Below are 14,786 nucleotides of genomic sequence, written 5' to 3'. Positions count from 1 at the left end.
CGTTGGGAATTCTCCCAGCGATGTCTCCGTAGCTCAGCGGATTAGAGCATCGGTTTCCGGTACCGAAGGTCGCAGGTTCGATCCCTGTCGGGGACACATTCACCGCTGACCACCAGGACTTTCTGGTGGTCAGCGGTTTGCTTGTTTTCTGGTCAGCTAGGTCTACCTTAGCTGCACACGAGCCTTCTATTTCCACTCCGGCTTGTCGGTATCCACCCCTTGCGCCTTAGCCGCATGCTCAATCGCGTCTGCCAGCCACTGCGCCAACCCCTCCTGCTGCGCCTCATAATGGGCACGGAAGCGTTCATCAGCCACATAGCCGCGCGAAATTAAGAAGTGCTTTGCCGGCGTGACGGGAAAGAAGGCACTGAGAGCTACGCGATGCTTGTCGACGAGCCCTTGGGCCTCCTCCGACCCCGCAGCCACACCGCCTGCTACGGCCTCGGCCAGTTCTTTTTCCACCTCAGCGACGCCGGCTTGCGCATCGCTCCAGTTCTTCTCCGACCAGCCGGCAGTGCGCTGCTGATACATAGCCCAATCCTCAGTCGATCCGTAGGCCTCCTCGGCTTCTTGTTGGTGCGCGGCGAAGTTGGCATCGCCGACAATCTGCCCAATTTCTTCGGTGGTGAGCTTTCGGTTATTCATTGCATCCTCCATCAAGGTGTCAATTGCTGCCAGCATGTCGCTAAGACTGTCTCGCTGCGCGAGCAGGCTTTCTCTTTGCCTCCGCAAATGTTCCAGATCGGAAGCATCGCCATCTAGCAGCTGTTTAATATCGGTCAATTTCATACCGGTAGCGCGGTAGATCAGAATCTTCTGCACGCGGGCGCAGTCTTCCTCGGTATACAGCCGGTAATTGGACCAGCTGCGCCACGTAGGACACAGCAAGCCTTGTGCCTCCCAGTGGTGCAAGGTGCGCACCGTAATGCGGAAGAGCGCTGCTACCTCGCCAACGGTATAAAGAACTTCATCGATGTCGTCCATGGTGACATTGTCGCGCCTAACGTCGCGTCAGGGTCAACCCCAAAGAAAATCTGCAGAAACTGTTGCCAGAGTGTTGGGTTTATGCAACACTTGAATGCATGACAGCAAACGACGCCCCTGTTTCAACAACGATCCGCGCCGAACGGTTCCGCAGGCTCGGCCCCACCCGGGGATTAATCGCGTCAATGTATGGCTGCGTAGCTGTATCCGCGATTTTCCTCATCGTCGCCCTGGCGATTTCTTCTTACTGGGCACTGTTAGGAATGTCTATCGCAATGGTGCTTTCTTGCATTCCCTGGACCATTCTGCGGGTGTCCATTGATTCCAAAGACCGCAAGCCGCTGTCCTCTCTTGATGAGTACGAGGCCCGGGTTCTCGACCAGTGGCGCCGGAAGGCTTTCCAGCTGTCTAACGCGTTTCTTTTTGCCGGCGATCTTGTCACCCTTCTCGTAGGCAATTGGTTCCTAGGCGGAGGAATTACCGGCACTATTGGCACCAAATATTTGCTTGGAGCTGGCTACTACCTGCTCTTTAGCTACTTCATCTCTGCCACGTTGCCCGCTGTCGGCTACGCACTGACCTTCAACCAGAACTCGGAGGACTAACACATGCCCACCTTGACCATTGACCACCTCAATAAGTCCTTCGGGGAGACTCAAGCCCTGCGGGATATGACCTTTAGCGTTGGTGACGGCGAAATCTTCGGTTTCGTCGGATCCAACGGCGCCGGAAAATCCACCACCATGCGCATTGCACTTGGTGTGCTGGCCAAAGACTCTGGCGAGGTCTACTTCGATGACGCCCCAATCAATGACGATAACCGCCGCCGCATTGGTTATATGCCAGAAGAGCGCGGGCTCTACGGCAAAGAGCCTCTGCTTAGCCAGCTGGTCTTCCTCGGTACACTGCACGGCATGGATAAGCCCGCCGCCAAGCGCGCCGGCACTGAGCTCCTAGAACAGCTGGGGCTGGGCGAGCGCATGGACGATAAGCTCGATGACCTCTCCTTGGGCAATCAGCAACGAGTACAGCTCGCGGCCTCCCTCATCCACGACCCCGACATGCTGATTCTGGACGAGCCTTTCTCCGGGCTGGACCCGGTTGCGGTCAACGTCATGTCAGACATGCTGCGCGAGCGCGCCAATCGCGGCGTGCCCGTCATTTTCTCCTCGCACCAGTTGGACCTGGTGCAGCGCTTGTGTGACCGCGTGGGCATTGTGACGAAGGGGCATATGGTGGCTGAAGGGGGCGTCGATAAGCTGCGCAGCCAAGGCCCTCCCCGCTTTGAGGTCGCTACCCCAGCGCGCGGCTGGTATCCGGAAGGCACGGAGCTGGTGGCAGAAACTGCCGACGCCGTCGTGCTCGAGGCCGATGAAACCATCGATGACCAGGCAATCCTGCAGGCAGCCCTCGCCGCAGGCCCGGTTCATTCCTTCGGCCGCAAGATCCCAGACCTGACCGAGCTTTTCCAGGACGTCGTCACCAGCAACCAGAACGAAGAGGCCTAGGCCATGCAGTATTCCGCAATGAAGACCATCGGGGTTGTAGCCAAGCGTGAGATGGCGGTCGCGCTGAAGTCGAAGATGGTGGTGGGCACCATGCTGCTACTCATCCTCGGTGCCGTTATCGGCCCTATCGCTATCAATTTCTTCAGCGGCGATGACGAACCAGATTCCGTAGCCGTCGTGGGGATGGAAGCGTCTGCCTTTGATGATTCCGGCATCGATGCCACCGCGGCGAAAGACCGCGCAGAAGCCCAGCAGATGGTAGAGAATGAAGACGCCGATGCCGCCTTAGTGCCGGCCGAGAACGACGGCTGGGAACTCGTGAGCAAAGGGGATGCCCCAGCGTCCGTGACCACCACCGTCAACCAAATCGTTGCTTCTCAAGCACAAGCAACTGCGCTGGATACGCTCAATATTGACCCACAAGAGTTAGAAAAGGCTACCCCCTCGACCACGGTAAATCAGGTGAACTTAGAAGAAGGGGACGGCACTGAACAAAAGATGGCCGGCGTAGCCACGGTCCTCATCGCCGCAATGGTGGTCGTCTTTTCCGTCATGACCTTCGCCGGCTTAATTGGTGGCCGCGTCACGGAGGAAAAGTCCTCCCGCGTGGTGGAAATTATCTTATCTTCCGTACGCCCGGTGGACTTTTTGGCCGGCAAGATTTTGGGCAATACCATCATCGGTTTCTTGGCCACCCTCCTCATCCTCGGCGGCGGTGCAATCTCGCTTGCTGCAACCGGCCTGGCTAGTGACATCAAACTGGACTATGGCTTGGTAGCCGTCCTCCTAGTGGGCGAGATTCTAGGCCTACTCTTCTTTGGCAGCCTCTACGCTGCAGCCGGCTCCATGGTGCAGCGCACCGAGGATCTCCAGTCCACGCAGGCACCTATCCTGTTCCTCGTCTTTGCCACCATGTATGTACCAATGTTCGGCTGGATGCACCTGGATGCCACGTGGATGCAGGTAATGACCTGGTTGCCGCCGGTGTCCATGCTGGTCGCTCCGATGCAGGTGGCCGGGGGCAACCTCAGCTGGTTGGGCTTGCTAGCTAGCTATGTGCTCATGGCTGTGGTGACCACACTGATTATCGTGCTGGTCGGTCGCATCTACCGCCGCGCCATTTTGAATAATGGGCGCAAAATGACTTGGCGCCAAGCCTTGGGCAAATAAAAATAATCCGGCTCCCCCGCCGTGTGCAGGGAGAGCCGGATTCTTCTATGCGCCGAAGCTACTGAGTAATGAACTCGTTGGTGATCGGCTGAGTGATGTCCAAGGTGCCGTGCTCGATGTAGTACATACCGAAGAACATGGCAGCAACCATTACCAGTGCCAGCAGCATGTTCGGGATCCACTGGACGAAGACGGAAACCCAGCCCTTGCTCTTATCCCTGGCTGCTGCTTCGCGCTGTTCCTGAGCCTCACGCTCGTTCATAATGATAAAACCTTTCGATCCACCGAGGATTAACTACGGATATCTTAACAGTTAAGCGCCCAGAAGGCCGCATTCCTCGCACTTTTGATTGACACCGAAAATCGGCGATTAAATTCCTGGGTCCTCATCATTGAGCAGCGCCTCTACGAAGGACTCGCGGTCACCAAGCATGCGCTCAATGTCTTTTTCCGCGCCGACGATCCACAGCTCGGTGTCTTGGTCATAGGTGAGAGCGGAATCTGGGTAGGCCTCAAGTGCCTCCTCCATGGCGGCAACTTGGTCCTCGCTGGCGGCGTCGTCCAAGTGCACCTCTGGATCGCCGATGCGCGGGCTAAGCTCCTCCAACGCGGTGATCCCGTAGGTCTTATATTGCTTCTTCGGGTGCTCAAAGAGCTCTTGTCCCATCATGGAGCTTAATCCTTTCCGTGTAGTAGCGAATCTGGCACGTACCCCTCATAGCCCGGGATGTTATTGACCTGAAGAACTCCGGTGAAAAAGCGCCGCAGCGCCGGTACGTCCTCGGGTTGCAGATGGTCAAAGACCATACGGCGCACGGATTCCACGTGCTCCGGAGCGGCACGCCGCAGGTGTTCTAGGCCCACGTGGGTCACACACACGTTGATGCCGCGTGCATCATCCTCGTCTGGTTCTTTGGTGAGCAGGCCGCGCTTTTCCATGCGAGTTACCTGATGGGAGGCGCGGGAGCGGTCCCACTCCAGCTGCGTGCACAGTTCGTGCAGGCGCAGGCGTTGTTCCGGTGCCTCGGACAGGGCGACGAGGACGGCGAACTCGGAGGCAGATACTTCGCCGCCGGCCTTGAGCGTTTCCTCCATTCCCCTATCGATCTTACGCACGGCGCCAAGGAGCAGGCGCCATAGCTCCTGCTCTTCGTCGTCTAACCAGCGAGTTTGATAAGGCATGGGACCTAGATTACCCCTTTGAGGGAAGCTATGTCGCGCTCGTCGCGTCCCGGCACCCGGGAGTAGCGCTCTGGCATGCAGGTAAAGACCAATACCTGGTTGTCTCGTCCCACGTGGGAAAACAGCGTGGCCATAAGCTGCAGGCGGCGTGCATCGGTAGAGCCCAGCGCATCATCCACGATGACGGGAACCGACTCCGGCCCTACTAATTGCGCGATAGCAAAGCGAGTGAGGATGGCCAGCTGCTCGCGGGCGCCACCGGACAAGCTCGCTAGGCTCACCGTCTCATTATCCTGAGTGCGGGTGGTCACGCGAAGGTCGTCATCGAGCTCGAAAGTGATGTCGCCGCCGTACACGGTGCGGGCCAGCCGCGACAGTGCAGCCACGAAGGGCGCGGCGTAGCGCTGGCGGGCGGCGTCGCGGTGCTTGAGCAAAAGTTCGCGCAGGTAGCGTGCGGCTTGCGCACGCTTGTCCACGCTCTCGTACACCGCTCGGGCCATCTCCACCGCCGAGGTGGCCTGTTGGGCGCGCTCGGCGGCACCGGAGTGGAAATTCACCTCGCTAAATAGCCGGCCGAGGTCTACCTCGCAGCGTTGGATGCGTTCGGTGAGGTAATCCAGGTGGGACTGCGCGCCTTCCACCAAGGAGTTGGCGGTGTTAAGGTCTACGGCTTCCATCTGATCGAGCTGCCCGCGCAGGTCTCCCACGACGCCTTCTAGGCGGGTGACCTCGGCACGCAGGTCCTCGTCGGCGGCGCGTTCACGCGCGGAGGAAAGGTCTCGAGTCACGCGCTGCGCGTTTTCGCGGGCCGCAGCAAGTTCGGCATCGAGGCGCACAGCCTCATGGGCCAGGCGGCTTTCGCGGTACGGCACGAGTTCGCGGTCGAGCGCATCGACCTTTTCGCTAGCTTCTTCCTCCGCGGCTTCGGCGGCGGCGAGGTCTAGCTCCTCCTCGTCCGCAAGGTCCGCGATCTTCTCAGCCAGCGCAGTATGCTGGCCGCGCAGCTCGCCCAAATCATCAGTTCCCAGTTCCGCGGCAAGGGCGCGAGTGGCGGCATCGAGGTCGTCGTTCTGCGCACGGTGCGTCTCATGGGCTTCTTCGGCCGCAGCCACAGATTCTACGCCGAGGGTATCGAGCAGCTCGTGCAGCCGGGTGCGGGCCTGTTCCACATCGCGCAGGGTGTCCTCTGCGGAATAGGAACCGGCCGAGAAGCGGGCGGTGATATCGCCGATGATGATCACGCGGGAATCGACAAGCTCGACGGCGGTGTCCGCCCCCACCTCGATGTCCTCGCCATCGACGCGGATGGTGGAGCCGGCCGGCCCGGAGAAATGCACCTTGGCGGCCGCGGCCTCGTGCAGGCGCTCGGCCACCGACAACGCTGAGTCTGCCTTATGCAGGCCGGTGATATCGGCCGCGGTGACCTCGCGGCCGCGCTGAGCGATGGCCGCACGTGCCTGGTCTACCTCGGCGGCTAGACCGTCAAGCGATTCTAGCCGGGCGCTGAGCTGCTCAAACTTCTGCTTATCTTGCTGGCGGCGCGCCTGTTTAAGGGTGCTGCGGGCCGCGGCATAGTCTTCTTTGGCCTCCGCTAGTTGCTTCTCCAGCGAGTCTTTGGCCGCGGCTTCTTCTTTCGCCTTGTCCTGGGCGGCGGTGAGCTTGTGCTGGGCAGCCTCGGTGGCCGCGGCAGATTCCTCGGCGGCGGTGACGAGCTCGGCGCGCTCGGTGACGGCGGCTTGCGCACGGGCAAGATCCTCTGAAGCACGAGCGAGGGTGGCCTTATGGGAGTCCAGGGTGGCCTGCGCGGTGGCGGCTTCCTCGGCCTGGGCTTGTTTCTCTGCAAGGTCGGCGCGGGCGGCGGGAAGCTCTACTTCGGCGGCGGCTTGGTCGCGCTCGAGTTGTTCGTAGCGCTCGACCACGGAGTCGAGCTCGCGCAGTACGCGGGTAGCCTCTGCGCATTCTTCTTCGGCGCGGGCTAGCGCTGCGGCGGATTCCTTGTACTCGCCGGCCGGGTTACCCTTCGCCGCGGTGAAATAGCGCTGATATTCCTTGTCCACGCGGGCCAGCAGCGCGGAATCGTCGCCGGAAACCTCGTCCTCGGCCAGGCCGGATTCGCGCTCGAGCGCGCGGGTCAGGCTGGGAATGCCGACGGCTGAGATGGCCTCGCCGGTGTCGTCTTGGCGCATAAAAAGGGCGTCGACAAGCGAGCGATCCAAGTGTTCTGAAAGGATACGCTCCAGTTCATCGTCGGCCTGGCTGCCGGTAAATTGCGCCGGCCGTGGAGCAGTGACATTAAGCTCACACGACTTCTTGGACAGCCAGCGCTTGGCAATGCGGAAGCGGTACTCCCCCACGCTCAGCTCGGCCGTAATTTCTGGGGCAACGTCCTTGCCCACCGGCTGCAGGGAGCGAATGCGCTTGGAGCGGCCGCTGTGCTTTTCGGTGAGCACCACGTCGAGCGCCTCCACGATGGTGGACTTGCCAGCCTCGTTTTCGCCGTGGATGACCACGACGCCGGTCTCAGGCAACTCATCCAGGACCAGGTGTTCAATGCCGCGGACGTTGGTGAGTTCTAGGCGGTGAATGCGCATTAGGACTGTCCTTCCAGGCGGAATAGCAGGTTGGCAGCATCGCGGGCGACGGGATCCTCGCGGCTATCCAGCAGCTCCTGCAGAGCCTCGGCCGCGTAGCCAGAAATATCGAGGCTGGCCAATTCTTCTTCGCTGGGCTCCAAGTAGAGATCCATGGTGCGCTCGCGGGGGCGCAGGGAGGCAAATACGGCCTCGTACTCATCTAGTCCACGTTGCAGGCGGGCATGGGCCTCGACGCCGAGCGTGCCGCGCAGGCTATATTTCACGGCCGTGCGCACCTTATCCGGATACTCACCCAGGCGCGCGAGGAAGCGGTCCACGTCTTCGGCGGAATCCACGGCGGCATCAATGGCCTCAAAGGTCCAGCGGCCGATGCGGCGCTTATCGACGTCCACCTCATCCCCCACACGCACCACCAACGCATTGCCGGAATCGGATTCGCCGCCGCCAGTGCTCGTTTCCTTATAGTCCGTGGTCTCCGGGCTGCCGGAGAACCACACCCGGCCGGTGGTGCCGAGGCTCGCGGTGGAGTGGGTATCGCCCAGCGCCAGGTAGTCGATCACCCCGCGGTCCAGGCAATCCTCGACGAAGGCAAGGTCGATGGTATCGGCATCATCCTCGCCGGAGCGGGAATCCACCTGGCCGTGGCCTACGGCAATGCGGATGCCCTCAGCCGGCTCCAACGGCTCGAGCGCTTGGCGGACCAAGTCATGATTCGCGCGCTTGGACAGGTACGGCGCGCCGACCAGCTCCACGCCGGGTGCAACCTCGATGGGCTCCGAGTCTGCGATGACGTGAACATTCTCCGCGCTGGTCTTATAAAAGACCGAATCCGCCACCAGCGGGTCGTGGTTGCCGGGCAGGACATAGACCGGCACCGGAAGGCGCTTGAACATCTCCGTGGCGCGGGCGAGGATGTCGCGCGAGAGGGCATTATGCTCGAAGATATCACCGGCCACGACTATGAAGTCCGCGCCCGTGTCCTTAGCCAGCTCTCCCAACCGGACGATGGCGGCCTCGCGGTCATCATTAAAGCGGCCTTGGGCCTCGCCCTTCAAGAACCACCGGGTCATGCCCAGCTGAAAATCAGAGGTATGGATAAACGTGGTAGCAGTCATTAGTGCGAGAGGTGATAGTAGAGGTCTTCAATATCGGATACCGCGCGCAGGAGATCCAGATTGGTGTGTGAAACCGAGCGCATGGCCTTGCGCAACAGGTCCGGATCGGAGTCATCGATGGCCGGGGCGACCTTGGGCTGCGGCAGCTTCGGCAGCTCGCGGCCGTTCCAGAAGATCTCATTCTTTTCTTCCTCGGACAGGTCGCTCGGGGTAAAGCTTTCGCGGCTGACCGTCTTGGCCTGTTCGAGGACCATGCGCTCTAGGCGGGCAAAGTCCAGACCACGCATATTAAAAATGACGGCCGGGTCCGCATCAGCGCGGGTGGCGAGCTTATCGCCTACCGCCACGATGTGCTTGCACACGTACTCGCCATCTGGGCAGTCGCAGGTCAGGCGGAGGTCTTCGGCCTCGGGGGCGAAAAGGGTGTCTAAGGCGGCGTCGGAAAGCAGGCCTTTGCGCGCATTGGCCACGGAATTGGGGGTCCGGGCGAACTCGGTGGCCAGCTGGGCGATATCGTCGTTATTGCAGTACGGCAGCTGGATGAGCACCGCAAAGGGCTCGTTCTGGGAGCCTGCCACGCGCCCGTGGATGGCGCCGTTGCGCACCTCGAGGCCCACGACGTGGCCGCCCTCGGCATACTGGCGGCCGCGGGTGATCCGGCCGCGATCCGCGCCATGCGAGGTAAAGGCCGCGATTCGTGCAGCCGTAGTGGACAGGATGCGCCCGCTGCGGTCTACGTGATTGACCTCGGCCGGGGTGCTTACTCGTTTGCGGGTGCCAAAATTGGCATAGATGACGTTGTCGTCGCCTTTGACGGCCATGGATTACTCCCTCCCCCGGTAGCTCATGAGTGCGGCCAGCTGATCAGGGTCTAGCTCCGTGAGCCAGCCCTCGCCTTCGCCCACCACGGCGCCGGCCAGCTGCGTCTTACCGTCCAAGATATCCTGGATGGATTCCTCCAGCGTACCTGCGGTGATCATCTTATACACCTGCACATTGCGGCGCTGGCCAATGCGGAAGGCACGGTCCGTCGCCTGGTTTTCCACCGCCGGATTCCACCAGCGGTCCATGTGCACGACGATAGAGGCGGCCGTGAGGTTCAGGCCGGTGCCGCCCGCCTTGAGCGATAGGATCATCGCCGGTGGGCCGTCCTCGGACTGGAAATCCTCCACCATCTGGTCGCGCTTATTCTTGCTTACCCCGCCGTGGAGGAAGGGGATCTCGCGGCCGAGCTGGTCGCTTAAGTAGGGCTGCAGGATATCGCCAAAGGCCTTGTACTGGGTAAACACCAGGAGTCGCTCGCCGGATTCGGTGGCCTCATCCACGATGCGCATGAGCTCTTTGACCTTGCCAGAGCGGTGCTTTCCCTTGAGCGTCACCGGCGAGTTATCGCCCAGGTAGTGCGCGGGGTGATTACAAATCTGCTTAATGCGGGTCAGCGAGGCCAGCACCAAACCGCGCTTATTAATGCCCGTCGCCTCCTGCAGGTCCTTCTTCACCTGGTTGACCAGTGCCTTATATAAGGCGGCTTGCTCGGTGGTCATGGACACGGTGAGGATCTGCTCGGACTTTTCCGGCAAGTCATCGATGATATTCGGGTCCGTCTTGACGCGGCGGAGGATAAACGGCGCGGTGAGCTGGCGGAGGCGCTCGGACATCTCCTCGTCATTATTGCGCTCGATGGCCTTGGCAAAATGATTGCGGAAAAACGAGGCGGTGCCCAGCACTCCGGGATTACAAAAATCCAGAATGGAGCGCATCTCGGAGAGTCGATTTTCCACCGGGGTGCCGGTCAGCGCCACGCGGTGCTCTGAGGGCAGCGAGCGCACGGCCTTGGACGAGCGGGTCGCGGAGTTCTTGATGGCCTGGGCCTCATCGAGGACAACGCGTTGCCAGCCCACCTCGCCCATGTCATTGAAGTCGCGGCCCACGGTGCCATAGGTGGTGATGACGAGGTCGCACTCGCCGGCCTTCTTAATAAAGTCCTCACCGCGCGGGCGGCTGGGACCGTGCTGCACCATGACTTTGAAATCTGGGACGAAGCGCTGGGCCTCGCGGGCCCAGTTGCCCACCACGGACGTTGGTGCCACCACGAGCGTGGGGCCGGTCTGCTCACCGCGGTCCTTCTCCACCGCGAGGAGGGACAGTAGTTGGAGGGTTTTGCCGAGTCCCATGTCGTCGGCAAGCACTGCTCCAATGCCACTGCGCGACATCCAATACAGCCAGTCGACGCCGCGGCGCTGGTACTCGCGCAGCTCCGCATGCACAGTCGTAGGAATCTCCACTCGCTCCGGGGCAACCTTATCCACCCCGCCGAGCAGCGCCGTGTGCCAGGTGCTGCCGGTGAACTCAATGGGCTCTTGGGTCATAGACTCCAGGGCCAACTCGCGCAGTTCGGCCACGGTGACCTGCTCGTGCTCCTCGCCGCCCTCGTTGAATTCTTGGCGGCGGCGCTCCACGTCCTCCATCAGGGCTTGCCACCCTGGCTGGTCGAGCTGCTTGGCCATTTCCGCGGAGGCTGCTAGCTGCTCGAGCTCCTTCTTCTTGCGCGCGATGGCCTTCTCCCGCAGCGCGTCCATGTAGCCGGAAACTTGGGAGACGACCTGTTTATCGGCCATGACCCACTTGCCGCGCAGCTGGATAAGGCCGGACTTGGAATTGACCAAGTCCTCCATCTCTTCCTCTGTTAGCTCCACATCGCCCACGGACATGCGCCAGTTATAGTCCACTAGCTTATTCATGCCGATGTGCTTCTTCGTGGCGGCCTCGGCCGGATCGCGAGCCTCGTGGGTTTCCAGCTTGGCCTTAGTCTCCATCTGCGCCCACGCCTTGGGCAGCATGACGGTCACGCCGCTGGCCTTGAGCTTATCCACCTCGTGGGTAATAAAATGGGTGAGCTGGTGGGTTTCTAGGTAGACGTCCCAGTCGCCGTCGCCAGGCTGTGGCAGCTGCGCCGTCTCCCCCAGCGTGGGTGCGATGCGCACGGCCTTGCGGTGAGCTTCGCGCAGCTTTTCCACACTCGCTCTATCCAAACTTTGCGCCGACACCGGCCGTGGAGAATCCGTGCCCGAGCGCACCCGCACGCGCACTGGCCACTTGGCCGTATCCGGGTCAACGTCAAGCGGCTCCTCCACGATGTAGACCAGCTGGAGTTCTACCTCGTAGATGGAATTCTTCCACTCATTGAGCCCGCGCAGCAGCTGCGAGCGCCCCCGTCGGATTGGCCGCGTATCGAGCAGGGCGCGGGCAAACTCGTGCCACGGCATCGGGCGCGGAGCCTCCGCCACGGGCCGCAGCTCGCGAAAGGCAATCCAGTGGGTGAGCTCATCGGCCATGTCATCTGAGAGTGCCCGATTATTCACGTGCAAAATGCCCGGCGCGGCCGCCATCATCTCCGCGAGCCAGCCGCGCTCGCCCAGGCCGGAGGCCAGCTGCCACATGGGGAACCACTCATTGGCCTGGTAAGCCAGCCGGAAGGTCACGCGCCCGGCGCGCACGAACTTGCACAGGCCGCTGTAGGCATGAATCAGCCACTGAAGGTCGGGGGCGATGGTGGCGGGCGGCTTGTGGTTCAGGTGCTCCATTTGGGCAAGCGCCGCCACGGCCTCTTCGGGTCCGAACATCGCCATGGGCACCATCAGGGAGACATCCTTACCCTTGGGCGTGCGCAGCGATACCCGCGCTCGGTTGCGGAAGGATTTCTTCGCCAAGATGGACTCCACCGCTGGCGGGAAGGTGCCCTCAGGAACGGCATTGGGCATGACGATCTTGTGTCCTTCTACCTGTTCAATCCATAGACCTAGTCCCGTAACGGGGAGCCACAGTCCATGCACGAGGTAAGAAGCCATAGCCGCCAGCATAGCAGCCCCTTTTGGTTTTGTTACAGGCTCGTTATGTTCCACCCTTTTCCCAGTTGAACGACAGAAAATCGAGCCGGAGATCTATGCCACACCTGTATTTTCGCTTGGGTTAACCTTGTGACCTCGTTAACGTGAGAATGTCATCACACATCTACAAGGAGTAAAACGTGCAAGATTCAACTTGGTACGTCATTGCGATGATCGTGTATCTCCTCGCAATGGCAGCCATTGGCTATTGGAGCTACAAGCAAACCGATCAATATGACGATTATGTTTTGGGCGGCCGTGGTCTGCACCCATTCGTAGCGGCCCTCTCCGCAGGCGCTTCCGATATGTCCGGCTGGCTGCTCATGGGCCTGCCTGGCGCGCTCTTCCTCTCCGGCATGTCCGAGCTATGGATGGCCATCGGCCTACTCGTCGGCTGCTGGGCAAACTGGAAGTGGGTCGCACCGCGCCTGCGCTCTTACTCAGAGATCGCGGCCAACTCCATTACCGTGCCGTCCTTCTTTGAAAACCGCCTGCACGATAAGTCCCGCCTGCTGCGCATCATCTCCGCAGCCATCATTATTTTCTTCTTTACCTTCTACGTCTCCTCCGGCATGGTCTCCGGTGGCCGCTACTTCGAATCCACCTTCGGTGGCGACTACCTCACCGGCATGCTCGTCATCGCCGCGGTGACCATCTTCTACACCTTCGTCGGCGGCTTCTTGGCGGTGTCCTACACGGACGTCGTCCAGGGCGTGCTTATGTTCGTTGCCCTGATGATCGTGCCGATTATGGCAATCGTCTCTCTCAGCGATCCTGTCTCCATCTTCTCTTTCGCCGGCAATAATGCCTACGGCACCGATGGCGTAGTGGAAAATGACAGCTACTTCTCTATGTTCGCGGGCGTTTCCGCTGGCGTCATCATCGGCAACCTAGCCTGGGGCCTGGGCTACTTTGGCCAGCCACACATCGTGGTCCGCTTCATGGCGCTGCGTAAGCCTTCCGACGCCCGCCAGGGCCGCTTCTACGGCGTTACCTGGATGGGCCTGTCCGTCATCGGCGCCATCTTCGTCGCCCTCTCTGGCACTGTTTACTTCACCCAAACCGGCCACAGCATCACCGACCAGGACAACTTCGAAACCATCTTCCTGGATATGGCACAGGCCATGATGCACCCACTGCCCGCCGGCTTCGTCCTGACCGCAGTTCTGGCCGCCATCATGTCCACCATGTCGTCCCAGATGCTCGTCGTCTCTACTTCTCTCATCGAGGACCTTTTCCTCATCTTTGCTAAGAAGAAGCCGGGCGAGCAGGTCCTCATCAACCTCTCCCGCACCGCCATCGTGGCCATCGCGGTCATCGCCGCCCTGCTGGCTATCAACCCGTCCGACTCCATCCTCGGCCTGGTTGGCTTCGCTTGGGCGGGCTTCGGCTCTGCCTTCGGCCCCATCGTTCTGCTGTCCCTGTACTGGAAGCGCTTCAATTCCACCGGCGCGATTGCCGGCATGCTAACCGGCGCCGTCGTGGCCATTGGCTGGGGCATGTCCCCGCTTTCCGACGTCCTCTATGAGATGGTCCCAGGCTTCTTCCTGGCCCTCCTCGTGGCCGTCGTAGTCACCAAGCTCACCAAGGAACCACAGCCGGAGGTTGTTGCCGAGTTTGAAGAGGCCACCAAGCTGGCCAAGCTCGTGGAAAATAACTCCGACCTCGACTTTGAGGAAGCCGCAGAAAAGGTCACTGATAAGTAATCGGAACCAACGCGGGCCCCTCGCAGTCCAATAGGACATGAAGTCCTATTACCTGGCCGCGCTATCATGCATCACCGTCCTCATCGGTGCATGGTATGCGTGGCCTTTTCCGCGTTTTGACGTCACCACGCTCCCCTCCCGCCCCGAAGCCGCCGGCTACAACCGTGAGGACTTCGGCATCTGGCAACCCCACGGCGCCTGCACCACCCGCGAGGTCATTCTAGAAAGCCAATCCAGCGATCCCCTCCACTCCTGCCACGCCCGCAGCGGGACTCTTTATGACCCCTATAGTGGCACCACCATTCCCGCTACCTCTCCCATTGAGATCGACCACATCTTTCCCCTCTCCGCGGCCTATGACCTTGGCGCTTCCGAGTGGGACCGCGAAACCAAGGTCCGCTTTGGCAACGACCCGCTCAATCTCGTAGCTACCAGCCGTGAGCTCAACCAAGAAAAGTCAGACGCCCTCCCCGCGGAATGGCTACCTCCCGCCAACCGCTGCGACTACTCCCGCCGACTCGCCGACATCGCCCGAAAGTACTCCCTTCCCCTGCCTTCCAAGGACGTTCGGGTGATGCAAAGGCAATGTCGGTTAGCCGTACTCACCGGAAGTTGATTAGGGTTGACGTGGCAACTTTCC

At 60.9% G+C, this 14,786-nt stretch carries 13 protein-coding genes and 1 tRNA gene; 6 read left to right on the top strand and 8 right to left on the bottom strand.

Annotation, left to right across the window (positions count from 1 at the left end):
- The first annotated feature begins 22 nt into the window (after positions 1 to 22).
- Positions 23 to 96, top strand: a tRNA-Arg gene (locus BJ985_RS01410).
- A 90-nt stretch (positions 97 to 186) separates the two neighbouring features.
- Here the strand turns inward: BJ985_RS01410 and BJ985_RS01405 are convergent.
- Positions 187 to 984 (bottom strand): MerR family transcriptional regulator, encoded by a 798-nt coding sequence (locus BJ985_RS01405; protein WP_179386359.1) that lies wholly within the window; start codon positions 982 to 984, stop codon positions 187 to 189.
- A gap of 185 nt (positions 985 to 1,169) precedes the next feature.
- Between BJ985_RS01405 and BJ985_RS01400 the strand changes: the two genes are divergently transcribed.
- Genes BJ985_RS01400 through BJ985_RS01390 form a run of 3 tightly spaced genes read left to right on the top strand, consistent with a single transcriptional unit; the run spans position 1,170 to position 3,662 of the window.
- Positions 1,170 to 1,589: a hypothetical protein gene (locus BJ985_RS01400; protein ID WP_179386358.1), complete on the top strand. Its 420-nt coding sequence runs from the start codon at positions 1,170 to 1,172 to the stop codon at positions 1,587 to 1,589.
- Positions 1,590 to 1,592: 3 nt separating this feature from the next.
- Positions 1,593 to 2,492 carry an ABC transporter ATP-binding protein gene (locus tag BJ985_RS01395; protein ID WP_179386357.1) on the top strand — a complete coding sequence of 300 codons (900 nt, stop codon included), beginning with the start codon at positions 1,593 to 1,595 and terminating at the stop codon, positions 2,490 to 2,492.
- 3 nt (positions 2,493 to 2,495) lie between these two features.
- Positions 2,496 to 3,662: an ABC transporter permease gene (locus BJ985_RS01390; protein ID WP_179386356.1), complete on the top strand. Its 1,167-nt coding sequence runs from the start codon at positions 2,496 to 2,498 to the stop codon at positions 3,660 to 3,662.
- Between the two features lie 58 nt (positions 3,663 to 3,720).
- Here BJ985_RS01390 and BJ985_RS01385 read toward each other — a convergent pair whose 3' ends face one another.
- The 7 genes from BJ985_RS01385 to BJ985_RS01355 form a co-directional block, all read right to left on the bottom strand.
- Complete coding sequence (locus BJ985_RS01385; protein WP_005323426.1) at positions 3,721 to 3,924, bottom strand: hypothetical protein; 204 nt, start codon at positions 3,922 to 3,924, stop codon at positions 3,721 to 3,723.
- Positions 3,925 to 4,032: 108 nt separating this feature from the next.
- On the bottom strand, positions 4,033 to 4,332 hold the full coding sequence (locus tag BJ985_RS01380) for a molecular chaperone GrpE (RefSeq protein WP_179386355.1): 300 nt from the start codon (positions 4,330 to 4,332) through the stop codon (positions 4,033 to 4,035).
- Between the two features lie 5 nt (positions 4,333 to 4,337).
- Positions 4,338 to 4,844: a MarR family winged helix-turn-helix transcriptional regulator gene (locus tag BJ985_RS01375; RefSeq protein WP_005323428.1), complete on the bottom strand. Its 507-nt coding sequence runs from the start codon at positions 4,842 to 4,844 to the stop codon at positions 4,338 to 4,340.
- A gap of 5 nt (positions 4,845 to 4,849) precedes the next feature.
- Positions 4,850 to 7,435, bottom strand: coding sequence for an AAA family ATPase (locus BJ985_RS01370; RefSeq protein WP_179386354.1), 2,586 nt, complete (start codon positions 7,433 to 7,435; stop codon positions 4,850 to 4,852).
- On the bottom strand, positions 7,435 to 8,553 hold the full coding sequence (locus tag BJ985_RS01365) for a metallophosphoesterase family protein (protein WP_179386353.1): 1,119 nt from the start codon (positions 8,551 to 8,553) through the stop codon (positions 7,435 to 7,437). The genes BJ985_RS01370 and BJ985_RS01365 overlap by 1 nt, the downstream gene beginning before the upstream one ends.
- The gene (locus tag BJ985_RS01360; RefSeq protein WP_179386352.1) at positions 8,553 to 9,374 is read right to left on the bottom strand and encodes an SWIM zinc finger family protein; all 822 of its coding nucleotides are present in this window, start codon (positions 9,372 to 9,374) and stop codon (positions 8,553 to 8,555) included. Before BJ985_RS01360 ends, BJ985_RS01365 begins: the two co-directional genes overlap by 1 nt.
- Before the next feature lie 3 nt (positions 9,375 to 9,377).
- Positions 9,378 to 12,401, bottom strand: coding sequence for a DEAD/DEAH box helicase (locus tag BJ985_RS01355; RefSeq protein ID WP_506256202.1), 3,024 nt, complete (start codon positions 12,399 to 12,401; stop codon positions 9,378 to 9,380).
- Between the two features lie 179 nt (positions 12,402 to 12,580).
- Between BJ985_RS01355 and putP the strand changes: the two genes are divergently transcribed.
- Together putP and BJ985_RS01345 are read left to right on the top strand one after the other, a co-directional pair.
- The gene (putP, locus tag BJ985_RS01350) at positions 12,581 to 14,146 is read left to right on the top strand and encodes a sodium/proline symporter PutP (protein ID WP_179386350.1); all 1,566 of its coding nucleotides are present in this window, start codon (positions 12,581 to 12,583) and stop codon (positions 14,144 to 14,146) included.
- 37 nt (positions 14,147 to 14,183) lie between these two features.
- Positions 14,184 to 14,762 carry an HNH endonuclease family protein gene (locus BJ985_RS01345; RefSeq protein WP_179386349.1) on the top strand — a complete coding sequence of 193 codons (579 nt, stop codon included), beginning with the start codon at positions 14,184 to 14,186 and terminating at the stop codon, positions 14,760 to 14,762.
- Positions 14,763 to 14,786: the final 24 nt, after the last annotated feature.

This window comes from Corynebacterium tuberculostearicum, from assembly GCF_013408445.1.
Lineage (GTDB): Bacteria > Actinomycetota > Actinomycetes > Mycobacteriales > Mycobacteriaceae > Corynebacterium > Corynebacterium tuberculostearicum.
Note: the sequence above shows the minus strand (reverse complement) of the source record. Positions and strands in the feature narration are given on the sequence as shown.